This window comes from Streptomyces mesophilus (assembly GCF_011044995.1).
GTDB classification, from domain to species: Bacteria; Actinomycetota; Actinomycetes; order Streptomycetales; family Streptomycetaceae; genus Streptomyces; species Streptomyces mesophilus.
The window spans coordinates 1-17,650 of sequence record NZ_JAAKZW010000019.1 but is presented as its reverse complement, the minus strand read 5'-3'; the positions used below and the strand labels follow the sequence as shown (position 1 = coordinate 17,650).

13 protein-coding genes and 2 pseudogenes are annotated in these 17,650 nt (G+C 69.1%); 10 read left to right on the top strand and 5 right to left on the bottom strand.

Annotated elements, in window-relative coordinates:
• Positions 1 to 328: 328 nt before the first annotated feature.
• The 3 genes from G6045_RS08485 (at position 329) to G6045_RS08475 (ending at position 4,126) form a co-directional block, all read left to right on the top strand.
• Complete coding sequence (locus G6045_RS08485) at positions 329 to 937, top strand: 2Fe-2S iron-sulfur cluster-binding protein (protein WP_165331228.1); 609 nt, start codon at positions 329 to 331, stop codon at positions 935 to 937.
• Complete coding sequence (locus G6045_RS08480; RefSeq protein ID WP_165331227.1) at positions 937 to 1,938, top strand: FAD binding domain-containing protein; 1,002 nt, start codon at positions 937 to 939, stop codon at positions 1,936 to 1,938. Before G6045_RS08485 ends, G6045_RS08480 begins: the two co-directional genes overlap by 1 nt.
• 82 nt (positions 1,939 to 2,020) lie before the next feature.
• Positions 2,021 to 4,126 (top strand): xanthine dehydrogenase family protein molybdopterin-binding subunit, encoded by a 2,106-nt coding sequence (locus tag G6045_RS08475; RefSeq protein ID WP_165331226.1) that lies wholly within the window; start codon positions 2,021 to 2,023, stop codon positions 4,124 to 4,126.
• A 35-nt stretch (positions 4,127 to 4,161) separates the two neighbouring features.
• Here G6045_RS08475 and G6045_RS08470 read toward each other — a convergent pair whose 3' ends face one another.
• Complete coding sequence (locus tag G6045_RS08470) at positions 4,162 to 5,190, bottom strand: PHP domain-containing protein (RefSeq protein ID WP_165331225.1); 1,029 nt, start codon at positions 5,188 to 5,190, stop codon at positions 4,162 to 4,164.
• A gap of 370 nt (positions 5,191 to 5,560) precedes the next feature.
• Here G6045_RS08470 and G6045_RS08465 point away from each other — a divergent pair, with 370 nt between their 5' ends.
• From G6045_RS08465 to G6045_RS08450, 4 genes are all read left to right on the top strand, one after another.
• On the top strand, positions 5,561 to 8,404 hold the full coding sequence (locus tag G6045_RS08465) for a PQQ-dependent sugar dehydrogenase (RefSeq protein WP_165331265.1): 2,844 nt from the start codon (positions 5,561 to 5,563) through the stop codon (positions 8,402 to 8,404).
• Between the two features lie 22 nt (positions 8,405 to 8,426).
• Positions 8,427 to 10,199: a ThuA domain-containing protein gene (locus G6045_RS08460; protein WP_165331224.1), complete on the top strand. Its 1,773-nt coding sequence runs from the start codon at positions 8,427 to 8,429 to the stop codon at positions 10,197 to 10,199.
• 87 nt (positions 10,200 to 10,286) lie between these two features.
• A complete protein-coding gene (gene arr / locus G6045_RS08455) occupies positions 10,287 to 10,697 on the top strand; it encodes an NAD(+)--rifampin ADP-ribosyltransferase (RefSeq protein ID WP_165331223.1) in 411 nt (136 codons plus the stop codon).
• Positions 10,698 to 10,873: 176 nt separating this feature from the next.
• Positions 10,874 to 11,455: a hypothetical protein gene (locus G6045_RS08450; protein ID WP_206343446.1), complete on the top strand. Its 582-nt coding sequence runs from the start codon at positions 10,874 to 10,876 to the stop codon at positions 11,453 to 11,455.
• 132 nt (positions 11,456 to 11,587) lie between these two features.
• Here G6045_RS08450 and G6045_RS08445 read toward each other — a convergent pair whose 3' ends face one another.
• From G6045_RS08445 to G6045_RS08435, 3 genes and pseudogenes are all read right to left on the bottom strand, one after another.
• Positions 11,588 to 11,998 (bottom strand): LysE family translocator, encoded by a 411-nt coding sequence (locus G6045_RS08445; RefSeq protein WP_328707703.1) that lies wholly within the window; start codon positions 11,996 to 11,998, stop codon positions 11,588 to 11,590.
• Positions 11,922 to 13,373 (bottom strand): IS607 family element RNA-guided endonuclease TnpB, encoded by a 1,452-nt coding sequence (gene tnpB / locus G6045_RS08440; protein WP_165331222.1) that lies wholly within the window; start codon positions 13,371 to 13,373, stop codon positions 11,922 to 11,924. Before tnpB ends, G6045_RS08445 begins: the two co-directional genes overlap by 77 nt.
• Positions 13,370 to 13,913 (bottom strand): annotated as a pseudogene (locus G6045_RS08435) (IS607 family transposase). Before G6045_RS08435 ends, tnpB begins: the two are co-directional and overlap by 4 nt.
• 815 nt (positions 13,914 to 14,728) lie before the next feature.
• On the opposite strand from G6045_RS08435, the gene G6045_RS08430 reads away from it, so the two are divergent.
• From G6045_RS08430 to G6045_RS08420, 3 genes are all read left to right on the top strand, one after another.
• Complete coding sequence (locus G6045_RS08430; RefSeq protein ID WP_165331221.1) at positions 14,729 to 16,297, top strand: pectate lyase family protein; 1,569 nt, start codon at positions 14,729 to 14,731, stop codon at positions 16,295 to 16,297.
• Positions 16,298 to 16,477: 180 nt separating this feature from the next.
• Entirely contained in the window at positions 16,478 to 17,140 is a 663-nt protein-coding gene (lepB, locus tag G6045_RS08425; RefSeq protein ID WP_165331220.1) for a signal peptidase I, read from the top strand.
• An 81-nt stretch (positions 17,141 to 17,221) separates the two neighbouring features.
• Entirely contained in the window at positions 17,222 to 17,527 is a 306-nt protein-coding gene (locus tag G6045_RS08420; RefSeq protein WP_165331219.1) for a hypothetical protein, read from the top strand.
• Here the strand turns inward: G6045_RS08420 and G6045_RS40840 are convergent.
• Positions 17,524 to 17,650, bottom strand: a pseudogene (locus tag G6045_RS40840) (IS5/IS1182 family transposase); the annotation flags it as partial. The gene G6045_RS08420 and the pseudogene G6045_RS40840 overlap by 4 nt on opposite strands.

The following is a 17,650-nucleotide window of genomic DNA, read 5'->3' as shown; positions in this document are numbered from 1 at the left end:
CGGGGCGATTTGCCCACGCAACGGCCGTAAGCGGCAGGGGTGTTGGAGTCGCAACCCTTCCCCGCCTGGACGGCTCGTGAATTAGATCATCACGACATCGGCAGGAAGCGGACATTGCCCGGGGCGGGTCATCACAAGTGAGCATCAACAAAATGTTGAAAGCATTCCGAAGCGGCGAGCCGTACAACCTTGGCGCCCTCTCGGTTGTCGCAGGGCCTTCCGCTACTGCTCCCTGCCCGCATTCCGGCATGCCGGAATGTGTGTGCTGGCTCAGGCTGGTTACAGGAGGACCGCACAGACCACGTCAGGGATGAGGGAGCAGCGCACCATGGGAACCGATGTGTTCCATTCGGAAGTGCCCATGACGGTGAACGGCTCGGGACACAGTCCCGTCGTCGATCACCGCTCGACCCTGCTGGACGTGTTGCGCGAGCAGATGGACCTGACGGGCGCCAAGAAGGGCTGCGATCACGGCCAGTGCGGGGCCTGCACCGTCCTCGTCGACGGTCGCCGCGTCAACAGCTGCCTGGTGCTGGCCGTCTCCCTCGAGGGGTGCGCCATCACCACCGTCGAAGGGCTGCGGGATGCAGATGGCGAGGGCTTGCACCCTCTGCAGCGTGCCTTCATCGAGCGGGACGCCTTCCAGTGCGGTTACTGCACCCCGGGACAGCTGTGTTCCGCCGTCGGTGCGCTGGCGGAGGCCGAGGCGGGCCATCCCTCGCACGTGACCGGCCCGGACACCGCCGCCGACGCCCCCGTACGGCTGACCAAGGAAGAGATCCGGGAGCGGCTCAGTGGGAACCTGTGCCGCTGCGGCGCGTACCCGCACATTGTCGAAGCGGTCGAGGACGTCACCAGGGCAGAGCCCGTCGGCCAGGATCGGAGCGGTCAGGACGCAGACGGCACGCACGGCACGCAAGACGAGGTCGATGCTTGATGAAACCTTTCCGCTACGTGCGCGCCCATAGCGTCGAGGAGGCGACCGCCGCCCACGCAGGCCGGGCCGCCTCCCGCTATCTGGGCGGCGGGACCAATCTCGTCGATCTGATGAAACTGGGCGTCGAACGGCCCGAGACCCTGATCGATGTGAGCCGGCTCGACCTGGACGGTGTCGAGGAGTTCAGTGACGGGTCGGTGCGCCTCGGCGCCACCGTGCGCAACAGCGACCTCGCCGCCCATCCGCTGATCCGCGGCCGTTACCCCGTACTGTCCCAGGCCCTGCTCTCCGGGGCCTCGGGCCAGCTGCGCAACGCCGCCACCACGGGCGGCAACCTGCTCCAGCGCACGCGCTGTCCCTACTTTCAGGACCTCGGCAAGCCCTGCAACAAGCGCGAGCCCGGCAGCGGCTGCGGCGCGCGCGACGGCGTGAGCCGGGACCATGCCGTTCTCGGTCACTCGGCGCAGTGCGTGGCGACGCATCCGTCCGACATGGCGGTCGCGCTCGCGGCTCTGGACGCCCAGGTCGAGCTGCGCGGGCCGCAGGGTCCGCGGACGCTGCCCGCCGCCGAGTTCCACCGGCTGCCGGGCGACCGCCCGGACCGGGACACCGAACTCGACCATGGCGAACTCATCACCGGCGTGGTGCTGCCGTCCTCGGCCGCCGGCCTGCCCTCCGCCTACCGCAAGGTGCGCGACCGCGCGTCGTACGCCTTCGCGCTGGCGTCCGTCGCCGTCGTACTCGGCGTCGAGGACACTCGCGTGCGCACCGTGCGGATCGCCTTCGGCGGGCTGGCGCACCGGCCCTGGCGCGCCCTGCGTGCCGAAGAGGCACTCGTGGGGCAGGAGCCGACCGACGAGGCGTTCCTGCGAGCCATCGACACCGAGCTGTCCGAGGCCGAGCCGCTGCGCGACAACGCGTTCAAGGTGCCGCTCGCCCGCAACATCGCCTGCGACCTGCTGCGCCACCTGGCCGCGGCCCCTGCTGCTCCGACGTCCTGAGCGGCCCCCGCCACGACGTACTGAGCGGCCCCCTCCGCCACGACGAACTGAACCGTCCGAATCCGCTTCCAGGGAGAACCTCATGCCGGACACCGTCAAAGCTCTCGGGGCGCCCACCGAGCGCCGAGAGGGGCCCGACAAGGTGACCGGGACCGCCCGCTACGCCGCCGAGTATCGGCCCGACGGCTGCGCCTACGCCTGGCCCGTGCCGGCCGGCATTGCGCGCGGCAAGGTCACGGCCGTCGACGACACGGCGGCCCTCTCCGTGCCCGGCGTCATCAAGGTCCTCAGCCACCTGAATGCGCCGCGCCTCGCCGAACCGGACGACGCGACCCTCGCGGTGCTGCAGGACGAGCGCGTCCCGCACCGAGGCTGGTACGTCGCGCTCGTCGTCGCCGACACCCTGGAGGCGGCGCGCGAAGGCGCCGGCGCCGTCCGCATCGACTACGCAGAGGAAGACCACGACGTCACCCTGCGCACCGACCATCCCGACGCGTACGTCCCCGAGGACAAGGACGGCACGTCGGGGGAGCATGTGCGCGGTGACGCGGAGGCGGCGTTCGAGTCCGCGCCGGTACACGTCGACGTCGAATACCACGTGCCGCCCCTGCACAACCACCCGATGGAGCCGCACGCGGCCACCGCGCAATGGCAGGACGGGCAGCTGACCGTGCACGACTCCAGCCAGGGGGCGACCACCGTCCGCGACGTGCTGGCCGCCCTGTTCGACCTGCCCGCGGACCGGGTCACGGTGGTCTCCGAGCACGTCGGCGGCGGCTTCGGCTCCAAGGGCACACCCCGGCCGCATGTGGTGCTCGCCGCCATGGCCGCCCACGTCACCGGCAGGCCCGTGAAACTCGCCCTGCCCCGGCGGCAGTTGCCCGCTGTCGTCGGACACCGCTCGCCGACCGTGCACCGGCTGCGGCTCGCGGCACAGGACGACGCCACGCTGCTCTCGGTGATCCACGAGGTGACCGGTTACACCTCCCGTATCAAGGAGTTCGTGGAGACGGGAGCGGCCGCCACCCGCGTCATGTATCCGTCGCCGCACGCGCGCACCACCCACCGCGTGGTGCCCCTCGATGTGCCGAGCCCTTCCTGGATGCGGGCGCCGGGGGAGGCGCCCGGCATGTACGCGCTGGAGTCGGCGATGGACGAACTGGCCGTCGAGCTCGGCGTCGACCCGGTGCATCTGCGGCTGCGCAACGACACCGACACCGAGCCCGACAGCGCGAAACCGTTCAGCAGCCGTCATCTCGCCGAATGCCTCGAGGAGGGCGCCCGCCGCTTCGGCTGGGCCGAGCGCGATGCGCGCCCCCGCTCCCGCGTGCACGGAAGTGTCCTGGTGGGGAGCGGAGTGGCCGCAGCCACCTACCCGGTGAACGCCTCACCGTCGCAGGCCGTCGCCCACGCCTTCCCGGACGGCAGTTACGTGGTGCGGGTCAACGCCACCGACATCGGTACGGGCGCGCGTACGGTGCTGGCGCAGGTCGCGGCCGACGCGCTGGGCGTGCCGGTGGAACGGGTGCGCACCGAGATCGGCAGCAGCGACCTGCCGGCCGCGCCGCTGGCCGGCGGATCCTCGGGAACGGCGTCCTGGGGCTGGGCCGTGCACGAGGCCTGTGCGCGCCTTGCCGAGCGGCTGACGAGGTCCGGCGGCAAGGAGTTGCCGCCGGAGGGGATCAGCGCCAGGGCCGACACGGCCGGTACCGCCGACGCCGACAGCGACTACGCGCGGCACGCGTTCGGCGCCCACTTCGCCGAGGTCGGCGTCGATACGGTGACCGGCGAAGTCCGGGTGCGCCGCCTCCTGGGGGTCTACGCCGCCGGACGCATCCTCAACGCCCGCACGGCCCGCTCGCAGTTCGTCGGCGGGATCGTCATGGGACTGGGGATGGCGTTGACGGAGGGCAGCACGATGGACCCGGCCTTCGGCGACTTCACGGAGTCCGACCTCGCCGGCTACCACGTGCCCGCGCATGCCGACGTACCGGTGATCGAGGCGCACTGGATCGACGAGGAGGACCCGCACCTCAATCCCATGGGGAGCAAGGGGATCGGCGAGATCGGCATCGTCGGAACGGCTGCCGCCATCGGCAACGCGGTCTATCACGCGACAGGCGTGCGGCTGCGGGAACTGCCCCTCACACCGGACCGGGTGCTGACAGCACTGGACGCCGGAGCCTGACCACCCGCGCGGCCGGATCGCCGGTCCGCCCGAGGTCAACTGGCCGACCGGGCCCGGCTCTTGCGCGTCCAGGCCAGCAGCTCGTCGGCCGTCCACGTGGTCACGACACGCTCGGCGGGCACGCCGCACTCCTCGGCCCGCGCGCAGCCGATGATCTGCCAGTCCAGCTGACCGGGCGCGTGGGCGTCGGTGTCGACGGAGAACAGCACCCCGGCCTCGACCGCCTTGCGCAGCAGGCGCCGTGGCGGGTCGAGCCGTTCCGGACGACTGTTGATCTCCACCGCCGTGCCCGCTTCCGCGCATGCGGCGAACACCTGGTCCGCGTCGAACTCGGACTCGGGGCGGCCACGTCCGGTGACGAGCCGGCCGGTGCAGTGCCCGAGGATGTCGGCGCGGGGGTCGCTGACCGCGCGGATCATGCGGCGTGTCATCGACGCCGCGTCCATGCGCAGCTTGGAGTGGACGGAGACGACCACCACGTCGAGCCGGTCGAGCAGTTCGGGCTCCTGGTCCAGGGAGCCGTCGTCCAGGATGTCGCACTCGATGCCGGTGAGCAGCCGAAACGGCGCCCAGCTCTCGTTGAGCCGGGCGACGACGTCCAGTTGCTCGCGCAGCCGTTGCGGGGACAGGCCGCGGGCGATGGTCAGCCGCGGCGAGTGGTCGGTGAGCACCGCCCACTCGTGCCCGATGTCCCGTGCGGCCCGGCCCATTTCCTCGATGGGGCTGCCGCCGTCGGACCAGTCGGAGTGCAGGTGACAGTCGCCACGCAGCAGCGCCCGTAGTGCGGCGCCACCCCCGGTGATCGGTTCGCGCGCCTCCTCCTCCAGTCGCTCCAGATAAGCGGGTACGTCGCCGGCCAGGGCCTCACGGATGACACCGGCGGTCTTGGGCCCGATCCCCTTGAGCGACTCAAGCGATCCGTCGGCGGCACGGCTCGCGGCCTCGCCCTCGGCGAGGCCCTGGACGACGGCGGCCGCGGTACGAAAGGCCCGCACCCGGTAGGTGGGTGCGCGGCCGCGTTCCAGCAGAAAGGCGATCCGCTCCAGTGCCTCCACGGGCTCCATCGGCACCTCCGGCCTGCGGGACTGCGACTGCGTACGGCCGCTCCGGCACTTTCCAGCGTCGCGCAGATGCGGGCTCGCGGCACGGCGAACGGTGACACCGCAACTGCCCCGCAGAGAGTCATGCCCACGACCCGCGTGCCCGGGTGGGACGCCGATGGGATCCCTTCCTTTGTCCTGGTCGTGGGGAAAGTAGCGGGCGTGCGTGCTGAAGGGCTTCCGGGATCGGACCAACGCCGCTAACTTCCTGAAATGGACCGGTCAACTCTCTGGTGGGCCGGCCGACCATGGCGCGACGGCGCGCGCCGAGCTCTCCCTTGCCCGTCCTGTTCAGGCCTTGACCCCCCAACGGGAGGCACCCGTGCGCACACGCATGCCTGGATCCACGAGAGCACCAAGACATCGCAGACGCCGCCTGCCGGCACTGATCGTGTCGGCGCTGCTTGCCGCCGGCGCCCTGAGCCCGGTCGCGGCAGCCGCAGAGGATGAGCCGTCCGCGGCGGCCGAGGAGTTCCAGCAGGTCACGTTGGCCAAGGGAGTCGCCGAAACCGGCGAACCCATGACCATGGCCGTACTGCCGGACCGCTCGGTACTGCACACCTCACGCGACGGCACGCTGCGGCTGACGGACGCCGCGGGAACCACCAAGGTGGCCGGCAAGCTCGACGTGTACAGCCACGACGAAGAGGGCCTGCAAGGCGTCGGCATCGACCCCGCCTTCGCCTCGAACCGGTTCGTCTTCCTGTACTACGCCCCGAAGTTGACCACCCCGGCCGGCGACGCCCCGGCCGAAGGATCGGCGGCGGACTTCGCACCGTTCGACGGCGTGAACCGGCTGTCGCGCTTCGTCCTCAAGCAGGACGGCACGCTCGACCTGGCCAGCGAGAAGAAAATCCTCGACGTGCCCGCCTCGCGCGGCATCTGCTGTCACGTCGGCGGCGACATCGACTTCGACAAGGCCGGCAACCTCTACCTGTCGACGGGCGACGACACCAACCCGTTCGCGTCCGACGGCTACACGCCGATCGACGAGCGCGCCTCGCGCAACCCCGCCTACGACGCCCAGCGCAGCGCCGGCAACACCAACGACCTGCGCGGCAAGATCCTGCGTATCAAGGTCAACGCGGACGGTACGTACGCCGCGCCGGCCGGCAACCTGTTCGCACCGGGCACCGCGAAGACGCGGCCCGAGATCTATGCGATGGGCTTTCGCAACCCGTTCCGGATGAGCGTCGACAAGACCACCGGCATCGTCTACGTGGGCGACTACGGCCCCGACTCCGGAACCGCGTCGGCGACCCGCGGCCCCGCCGGCCAGGTGGAGTTCGCGCGCGTCACCAAGGCCGGCAACTTCGGCTGGCCGTACTGCACCGGCAAGAACGACGCCTACGTGGACTACAACTTCGCCACCGGCACCTCAGGCGCGAAGTTCGACTGCGCCGCGCCGAAGAACACCTCACCGCGCAACACCGGCCTGAGCGACCTGCCGCCGGCGCAGGCCGCCTGGATCCCGTACGACGGAGGCTCGGTACCCGAGTTCGGTTCCGGATCCGAGTCGCCGATGGGCGGGCCCGTCTACCGCTACGACGCCGCCTCGACCTCGGACGTGAAGTTCCCCGAGAGCTACGACGGGGACTTCTTCGCCGGAGAGTTCGGCCGCCGCTGGATCAAGCGGATCGAGCAGGCGGCCGACGGAACGGTGCAGTCCATCAACGCCTTCCCCTGGACCGGCACCCAGGTGATGGACATGGCCTTCGGCCCTGACGGCGCGCTGTACGTCCTCGACTACGGCACCGGCTACTTCAACGGCGACGCCAACTCGGCCCTGTACCGCATCGAGCACGTCACCGGCGGCCACGCCCCGGTGGCGCAGGCCAAGGCGAACGTGACTTCGGGCAAGGCGCCGCTCGCGGTGGCGTTCTCCTCCGCGGGTACGTCCGACGCCGACGGTGACGCGCTGACGTACGCATGGACGTTCGGCGACGGCGCGACCTCCACGGCCGCCAACCCCTCGCACACGTACACCGCCAACGGCCAGTACACGGCCACGCTCAAGGCGACGGACACGACCGGAAAGTCGGCGACCGCGTCGGTGCAGATCACCGTCGGCAACACGGCGCCCACGGTCCGGGTCGACCTGCCCCTGGACGGGGCGATCTACGACTTTGGCGCGGCGATCCCGTTCAAGGTGACGGTGACCGATCCGGAGGACGGCATGATCGACTGCTCGAAGGTCAAGGTCAACTTCATCGTCGGCCACGACAGCCACGGCCACCCGCAGACCTCGGCCACCGGCTGCACGGGCACCCTGCAGACCCTGGCCGACGGTGAGCACGACCCGAACGCCAACATCTTCGGGGTCATCGACGCCGAGTACACCGACAAGGGAGCAGCCGGCCAGCCCGCGCTGACCACCCACGACCAGCAGGTCGTCCAGCCCAGCCACCGCCAGGGCGAGCACTACTCGTCGTCCTCGGGCGTCCAGGTCGTCAGCCACACCCCGGCGCACGGCGGCAAGACCGTCGGTTACATCGAGAACGGCGACTGGATCTCCTTCACGCCGTACGCGCTGGCCAATGCCACCAAGTTCACGGCGCGAGTGTCCTCGGGCGGCGCCGGCGGCACCATCGAGATCCGGGCGGGATCGGCCACGGGCACGCTGCTCGGCACGGCGACCGTGCCGGTGACCGGCGGCTGGGAGACCTTCCAGGACGTCACGGCCAATCTGAGCAACCAGCCGGCCGCATCCACGAGTCTGTACCTCGTCTTCAAGGGCGCCACTGGCTCGCTGTTCGACGTGGACGAGTTCTCCTTCACCACCGGCACACCCACCGCGCGCACCGGCCTCGTCAAGGGCGTGAACAGCAAGTGCCTGGACGTGCGGGGCGGCGCGAGCGCGGACGGGACGCAGATCCAGATCTACACCTGCAATACCTCCGCCGCGCAGCAGTGGACCGTTGCTGCGGACCAGACCCTGCGAGCCCTGGGCAAGTGCCTCGACGTCTCCGGCGGTGGCAGCGCGGACGGAACGAAGATCCAGCTGTATACGTGCAACGCCTCCGGGGCGCAGAAGTGGGCTCCGCAGTCCGACGGCACGCTCCGCAACCCGCAGTCGGCCAAGTGCCTCGATGCGTCGGGCAGTACGTGGAACGACAGCACAGTGGTCCATCTGTGGACCTGCCACACCGGCGCCAACCAGAAATGGACCCTGCCGTAAAGGGACGGAGGTGCAACACACCATGCGTACAAGACTCTTCACACGCTCAGGCCCCAGAACACTGCTCGGCCTCCTCGCGGGCGCGGCCCTGCTGCTGAGCCCACAGGCCGTGGCGCAGACCGCCGAACGCACGGCTCCGGCCGCCGCGCAGCAGGCACGCAGCGCCGCCGACCCTGCGTACAAGGTGCTCGTCTTCTCCAAGACGGCGGGCTTCAGGCACTCCTCCATCGATGAGGGCCTCACGGCGCTGCGCTCACTCGGCGCGGCGAACAACTTCACCGTGGATGCCACGGAGAACGCCGCGGCCTTCACCACGGCCAACCTCGGCCAGTACAAGGCCGTCGTGTTCCTCTCCACGACGGGCGACGTCCTCGACGGCGCGCAACAGACCGCGTTCGAGGGCTACATCAAGGGCGGCGGCGGATACGTCGGCATCCACGCGGCCGCCGACACCGAGTACGACTGGCCCTTCTACGCCGGCCTTGCCGGGGCGCTGTTCCAGTCGCATCCGGCCATCCAGTCGGCGACGGTCAAAGTGGAGGACCGTGGGCACGACGCCATGGCCCATCTGCCGGCGACCTGGCAGCGCACCGACGAGTGGTACAACTACCGCTCCAATCCCCGGACATCGGCCCGCGTCCTGGCCTCGCTCGACGAGTCCAGCTACTCGGGCGGCAGCATGTCCGGCGACCATCCGATCGCCTGGTGCAAGGACTACCAGGGCGGCCGGGCCTTCTACACCGGAGGCGGCCACACCGAGGCGTCCTTCACCGAGGCGGCGTTCACCCGGCACCTCCTTGGCGGCATTCGGTGGGCGGCCGGGATGACCGAGGCGGACTGCCGGCCGGAGACCGGGTACACCTCACTGTTCAACGGCTCCTCCACCACCGGCTGGAAGCAGGCGGGCCCCGGCGGCTTCACCCTGGCCGACGGGACACTCACCTCGTACGACGGCCTCGGCATGCTCTGGTACAACGCGAAGGAATTCACCGGCGACTACTCGCTCAAGCTCGACTGGCGCATGGCCGGCGACGACAACTCCGGTGTCTTCATGGGCTTCCCGGCCTCCGACGACCCCTGGTCGGCGGTGAACAACGGCTACGAGATCCAGATCGACGCGACGGACACCGCGGACCGCACCACGGGTTCGGTGTACGGCTTCAAGTCGGCCGACCTCGCGGTACGCGACGCGGCGTTGAACCCGCCGGGGGAGTGGAACACCTACGAACTCCGCGTCACCGGTGAGCGTCTGGAGATCTTCCTCAACGGCCGGAAGATCAACGACTTCACCAACACGGATCCCGCCCGCAGCCTCAAGCAAGGCCACATCGGCCTCCAGAACCACGGCAGCGGAGACGACGTCGCGTTCCGCAACATCCGCATCAAGCAGACAGGCACCCCTGATCCGACGCCGCGTACGGGTGTGGTGAAGGGGGTGAACGGCAAGTGCCTGGATGTCCGGGGCGCGGCGAGCGCGGACGGAACGCAGATCCAGATCTACACCTGCAACACGTCCGCGGCGCAGCAGTGGACCGTAGCTGCGGACCAGACCCTGCGGGCGTTGGGCAAGTGCCTTGATGTGTCGGGTGGCGGCAGCGCGGACGGCACGAAGATCCAGCTGTGGACGTGCAACGGCTCGGGCGCGCAGAAGTGGGCGCCGCAGTCCGACGGCACGATCCGCAACCCGCAGTCGGCCAAGTGCCTGGACGCGTCGGGCGGTACGTGGAACGACAGCACACCGGTCCACCTGTGGACCTGCCACACCGGCCCCAACCAGAAATGGACCCTGCCCTGACGAAGGGAATGAAACGTGACCAGCGCGCCACAGGGTCGTGGACTCTGTGGCGCGCTACGCCTGAGCGTCGCTTGATAGCCTGCGGTGATGAATGCAGCGCTGGACGAGGGGCCTTTCTTCCACGGTACAAAGGCCGACCTGCGGGTCGGAGATCACCTCACCGCTGGTTTCCGTTCCAACTACCGGCCCGAGATCGTCATGAACCACATCTACTTCACGGCGCTGCGCGACGGCGCGGGACTCGCGGCCGAACTTGCCGCAGGTGATGCGCCTCCGCGCGTGTATGTGGTCGAACCGACCGGCGACTTCGAAAACGACCCCAACGTCACCGACAAGAAGTTCCCCGGAAATCCCACCCGGTCCTACCGCAGCAGGGATCCGCTCCGGATCCTTGGCGAAATCACGGACTGGACGCGACAGACACCCGAAGCTCTTCAGGTGTGGCGAGACCGCCTGGCCGCAATTCGTGTCGATGACCGTGCTGAAATCATCAACTGAAGGCTGCCCCGTAACTGTGGTCGAGGGACGGCGCTCAGACGCTCGGGTTCGTCCATAGATGTCGCTCGTCCAGTGTCCCGAATCGCACGCCTCTGCGTTCAAGGTCGACGAGGATGGGCCAGCAGTCCAACAATATTGAGGTGTCTCGGGGCTGCCTCGCGCTGCATGATCGAGACATGTCGAATCCTGCTTCCTTCCGTGACCAGTCCAACTGGGGCGACGGCTACGAGCTGGCCATCGAGGCCGGCTCGACTGGTGACGCCGAGCTGCAGAGTCTCCTGAGTGCTCTGTGGTCGGCGGCAGGCGTGCGGGGGTGCTTCGGACGGCGCGACCGTGAGCCCGACGAGCAGGATGAGGTGCCGTGCACGGTGGCCTCGCTGACCGAGTACGGCCAGGTGCTCGGCCAGGTGCGCTTGCCGACGGGGCAGTCGGTGGTATGCGGGTGCATGGCCGTACGCGGTGGCGACGACAGCAGCGACTGGCTGGACTTCTACGTCCCCACAGGAGCACTGGACAAGGCCGGCATCGAGTACTGGGATGGCCGGCCGTTCTTCAGGTCCGCGGTCATCGACGACTGGCTCGCCGGTATTGCGACTGAGACCTTCAGGCAGGCGCCATTCAGCCTGGGTGTCGTCGGCTGGATGGTCTCCGGACTCGCCGAAGCCTCAACGTTGGCAGGCGAGTTGCCCAAGGAGCGCGGCATGGGATACCTGCTGCCACGTGACGGGATCCTGCACTATGGGCCCGCCAACACCTGACGCCGACGACTCGAGCCGTCCTGGATGGCCCCGTTCACCGGGCTCAGTTGGGACAGTTCGGCCGGGAAGCCTTCCACTGGAGATCCGGGGACTGCCCAACTGGAGATCCGGGGACTGCCCAAGAGATGTGCGCTACCTCGCCGTTGCGGTTCGAACTCCGAGACCGATCAGCACAGCTCCCGCCAGCCGACTCATCCCGCGCCGGAATCGAGGCGTGTCGATCATCGTGCGCGCTGCGGCGACCACAGACGTCCAGAACAGCAGCCACACAACGACGATGGCCACATGTACGACCGCAAGCGTCGCGATCTGCGGCGCGATAGGGCGGCTGGACGTGAGGAACTGTGGCACGAGGGTGAGATAGACCGACGCCGCCTTCGGATTGAGGACGTTGGACCACAGCTGTTGCCGAGACCGTAGTGAGGTCTCAGTATTCCGGACGTTTCGGCCCGGAAGGTCCGTCTCGTTACCAGGGCGTGAGGGCTTCGGCTTGAGTACGGTCTCTCGCTTCCGTCTGCCGCTGGTGCGGCAGGGTTGCGCCACCTGCCCGCCCCGCCTCCGCCTTGTGGCGGGGGTGGGTGGTGCGGGTCTTCTGGTCGGCTCTACGAGGCTTCGACACCGCTGGGGCGTCCTGGTCTCCGGCCACTCCGGTACCAGTTGCGGCTGCCGCGAGCGCGGCGAGGTTGAGTGCGGCGTTGTCGTCCCGGTCGATGACCAGACCGCAGGCGTCGCACTGGTAGGTCCTCATGTGCAGCGGCAGTTTGGCTTTCACCGCGCCGCACCTGGAACAGGTCTTTGAGGAGGGGTACCAGCGGTCCGCCGAGATGGTGCGGGTGGCGTGGCGCTGGCGGGTCTTGTAGGTGAGCTGGCGGCGGATCTCCCCGAACCCGGCGTCGGTGATCCTTCGCGCGAGACGCCGGTTGCGGAGCATCCCGGCGACGTTGAGGTCTTCGACCACGACCGTGCCGTACTCGGCCGCCACAGCTGTGGTGAGCTTATGCAGGGTGTCCGCGCGGAGGTCGGCCACCCGGTGATGCACTTTGTTGCGGGCTGCGTTGGCCTTCTCCCACCGCTTCGACGGCTTCTGACCGGTCCGCCGGTCGGGGCCGCGTCGTCGGGAGACGACGCGGGAGGCGCGGCGCAGCTGCTTGCGTGCCCGGTCGTAGTGCCCGGGATTCGCGATAGTGCGGATCTCGCCGGTGCTGTCGGCCATGACCGCGAGGTTCTTCACCCCCAGGCCGATCCCGACCGCCACGTCCGGCCGCGTCACGCGTTTGAGGTCGCGCTTGACCTCGGCCTGGAACGAGACGAACCAGCGTCCGCGCTCGTGCCGCACGGTCGCGGACAGGATCCGGGCCGTCCCGGCCCGGACGCGGGCGAGGAGCTTCACCGTGGGCTCGTGGGTGCGGATCGTGCCCAGCCGGGGCAGGGTGACGTGACGGCCGTCAGCGTCCACGCGGATCACGCCGGTGGTGAACCGGCAGGCAAGGCGCGCCTTGCGCTTCGACTTGAACCGCGGCGCACCCATCCGCTTGCCGCGACGCTTGCCGTTCTTGGACTTCGCGTAGTTGCCGAACGCGGCCGACGCGTTCGCCAGGCCGGTGGAGTACGCCTCCTTGGAGTTCTCCTCCCACCAGGCGGCGAACCTCGGATCGGTGTGCTTGGCCTCGTTGAACGCCTTCCGTAGCGCGGGCAGCGACCACGGCCGCCACTGTGTCAGCCCGGCCTCGCCGATGCCGTAGGATTCCTCCGCGCGGCGCTGCCACCAGGAGGCGGTCACCCAGCCGACGGCCCAGTTGTAGGCGGCACGCGCCGCGCCGCAGTGCGAGCGCAGGGCATGCTCCTGGGTGGCGTTCGGGTCCAGTGCGAAGCGGTAGGCCTGCACCACGAACCCGGGCTGTGGCTGGAACTTCTTCACTCGGTGGCCTCGCCGGTCGCTACGGCCACCGCGCGGGCGGCCCGGTTCTTCGCTGCCCGCCGCCCGTACAGGCGGGCGCACATGGAGGTGAGTACCTCGGTGATGTCGCGTACCAGGTCATCGGTGGTTTTGGTGGGGTCGAGGACGACCAGGCGCCGCCCGGACGCCGACAGCGCGGCCTCTAGGTGCTCGACGCCGAACCGGGCCAGCCGGTCGCGGTGCTCGACCACGATCACCGCCGTCTGCGGGTCGGACAGCAGCCGGGTGCAGCTTGCGGCGCCGCCCGTTCAACCCGGATCCCACCTCGGTGACGACCTCAGCGACGGCCAGGTCCAGCCCGTTCGCGCCGGACACGACCCGGGCGGCCTGCCGCTCAAGATCGGCTTTCTGGTCAACGGACGACACTCGGCAGTACGCCACTACACGCCCGGACGGCTGGACGGCGACCTCGTCGACCAACCACGTCCCGGACGGCGCCTGGCGAACGGGGACGGGCATCTTCCCGTCCTTCAACCACCGCCAGGCGGTCTGGTAGCTCACGCCCTGCTGACGGGCCGGCCCACTCCGAAAGCCTCACGAGACCAAGTTAAGTGAGACACACGACTAGGGATGACTATGAATGACTAGAAAATCTCTAGCGGCTTTCCACCCTCCAGGTAGTAGAGGTCGTCGATCAGCCCGTCCAGCGGCGGTCGCGGCACTCTGGACACGTACTCCACGCGCACAGTATCGCCGACGCCACATCGGCATCGAGCTGCCTTGCCAGCACCCCCGGCTCCTTCCGTGACCCGGGGGCCTCAACGGGTTCCGCGAGCCCTCAGCCGGCCAACTCCTCACCAGAGCAGAGCACTTCGTCGAGGGTTGCACGCGGTCGCGTCGGATCACTGGGCCGGTGCAGGACACGGACCCTCCGGCGTCAGCCACTTCTTCGGCTGCACCCCGCTGGGCCCGGTCGCCTGGGCGGGCGGAAACTGGCGCGAACGGTCCGCGAGAGGGCGGTCAGCGAGTTCGCGGCGCCCGCTGCGTGAAGCGCGTCATGCGCGAGTGCGCATGGGATCAGTGGGATCAGTGGGATCAGTGCGGCAAACCGCGCGACAGCACGGTGCCCCGCTGCGTGGCGCGATTTCACCCTGACCCTTCCGAGTTGGCGTTCAAGGATGTGAGTGGCGTTTATGTCACGGCACTTGACGCGTTCGCGACAGGCCCTTAGCTTCCCGAACGGTAAGCGCTTTCCCCTGCTGCTGCGGGGCACGGTCGACCCGTCGGTGCGTTCCTGCGTGTTCACGTGCCCGAACGGCGACCCTCGCAGCCAGGACCCGCAACATCCGGCATTCGACGGCGAATTGGGGAGAGACATGGCACGAGCAAGAACGCGGGGCATCAGAGCGGTATGGGCGACGACGGCGGTCGCGGCCGTCGCCGCCGGTGCGCTGGCGGTGATGCCGCAGGCATCCGCCGCGGCCACCGGCGGAGTCACCGGATACGCCACCCAGAACGGCGGCACCACGGGCGGCGCCGGCGGCCAGACCGTACGGGCGACCACCGGGACCCAGATCCACGCGGCGCTGTGCGGTCGGGCGAGCAGCAGCACGCCGATCACGATCCAGGTCGAAGGCACCATCAACCACGCCAACACCGCCAAGGTGTCCGGCACGAGCTGCAACACCGCCGACGGCGTGATCGAGCTCAAGCAGATCAGCAACGTCACGATCGTCGGGGTCGGCAGCGGAGCCGTCTTCGACCAACTGGGCATTCACATCCGCGAGTCCAGCAACATCATCATCCAGAACGTGACGGTCAAGAACGTCAAGAAGTCCGGCTCGCCCACCTCCAACGGCGGCGACGCCATCGGCATGGAGTCCAACGTACGCAACGTCTGGGTCGACCACACGACCCTGGAGGCCTCGGGCGGCGAATCCGAGGGCTACGACGGCCTGTTCGACATGAAGGACAACACCCAGTACGTGACCCTGTCGTACAGCATCCTGCGCAACTCGGGTCGCGGCGGCCTCATCGGGTCCAGCGAGACCGAAGTCTCCAACAGCTACATCACGTACCACCACAACCGGTACGAGAACCTGGACTCCCGCGTCCCCCTGCTCCGCGGCGGCACCGCGCACATCTACAACAACCACTACGCGGGCGTGAACGACTCGGGCATCAACTCCCGGGCCGGCGGCAAGGCCAAGGTGGACAACAACTACTTCGAGGACTCCAAGGACGTCCTCGGCACCTTCTACACCACCACGACCGGCTACTGGCAGGTCAGCGGCAACATCTTCGACAACGTGACGTGGTCGCCGGCGAGTTCGGACTACAAGCCGGCCGGACCGAACCCGCAGTCCAACACCAGCATCAGCATCCCGTACGCCTACACCCTCGACAACGCGAGCTGCGTCCCCGATGTCGTCAGCCGCACCGCGGGCGCCGGCAAGGGCCTGCAGGTTTCGGACGGCAGCTGCACGCCGACCACCCCGTCCCCGGACCCGACGACGCCGCCGACCAGTCCGGACCCGACGACCCCGCCGCCGAGCCCGGACCCGACGACCCCGCCGAGCGGAACCAACCTCAGCATCGGCGCCGGCTCCGACGGAACCAGCAAGGCCGACGGGACCAGCTACGGCAACGTCCGTGACGGCAACGTGAGCACGTACTGGTCGCCGGCCGGCGCCACCGGCTCCATCTCCATCAAGTGGGGCTCGCCCACCGCCGTCGCCAAGCTCAACATCCGCGAGGCCACCGGAGCGACCGGACGCATCGGCTCCTGGCGGGTCCTCAACGCCGACACCGGCGCCGTGCTGGCCACCGGTACCGGTGCGGGCGTCATCACCGTCCCCAAGACCACCCTCAGCAAAATCACCTTCGAGATCACAGGCTCCAGCGCCACACCCCGGATCGCCGAGTACGAGACGTACGCCGGGTAGCTCCGACCCGAAGTGCGCGGGGGAGCACCAGCGAGACGCGCGCACGGACCTCTCCGGTGATTCGCCGGAGATGTCCGCGCCCGTGCGCCGACACCCCTCGATCTCTTATCCTGCGCCGCCCCGTCCGTCCGGACGCCGGGCGGCGCAGGAAGGAAACGAGCGATGCAGCAAGGGGCGGTCATGTACGGGCACAGGGCGGGCCGGGGGCTGCGGGTCGCGGCCTGGGTGCTGGTGCCGGTCGGCTTGGTGCTGATCGCGGGACTCGCGTACGCGCGGATGCAGTTCGAAGGCGTGACCGTCAACAGCGATGCGATGAACCCGACGTACCGTCAGGGCGACACCCTCGTCGTCGAGGAGGTCGACCCAGGCGACATCCGCAGAGGCGATGTCCTGCTGATCGACGTTCCCGGGCGCGGATACCAAGGGTTGACGCTGCAGCGGGTGGCCGGCGTCGGCGGCGATCACGTGAGCTGTCGCGAGGGCGGGCAGCTCGTCCGGAACGGGAAGCCCGTCGACGAGCCGTACGTGAACTTCGGCGAACCCTGCATGGGGCTGCCCTACGAGGCCACGGTCCCGCAAGGCCGGCTGTTCCTGCTCGGGGACGACCGGGGCAACGCGCGGGACTCGCGCGAGTTCCTCGACGAGCAGTCCGGCAGCGTCGCCGTCAGCACCGTGCGCGGGCGGGTGACCGACGGTCTCGCCCTGCCCGCCGGGTTGGTCGCGGCGGGCATCGGCGGGCTGGTGGCCCTGCTGGTCGGGATCGGGCTGGGGATCGGCGGATACGTGACGGGCCGACGTGCCCAGGCGCCCGCGGTGCCCGTGCCTCCGTGGCACATGTACTGAGCCGGGCACGTGTGAGGGACGCGCTGACCATGGTGATGGGGGCGCCGGTTGAGGCGTGAACGGGGAACGTACCGTGGCCGCATGTCGATATCCGTTGGCCTCTCTCTCGATGTTTCCGGCCTGCAGCCCGGTGAGCAGACCGCCCGTGTCACACAGGCGTTGACCGAGTTCCTCATCAAGTACGACCTGGACAGGGACGTGTCGGTGGACACGAAGCCGGATCCGGGCTGCGTCTTCGCGTGGACCGAATTCCCCATCATCGTGACGCGCTTCGGTGCCTGGTCCGACAAGCTCGAGGAGTCCTGGCGGGAGACGCTGCACGCGATCGCGCCCGACGCCCAGTTCGCTCTGCGATGGAGCTTCGAGGACGACGACGAGGAGTACTAGAGCCTGTCTGACAAATGATCACCTGGCCGCTTCACGGAGCCAGAGGATCAGGGAGGCCAGGACAACTCCCGCGCGGTAGCGGTCTGCGAGCTTGTCGAACCTGGTTGCGATCGCACGGAACTG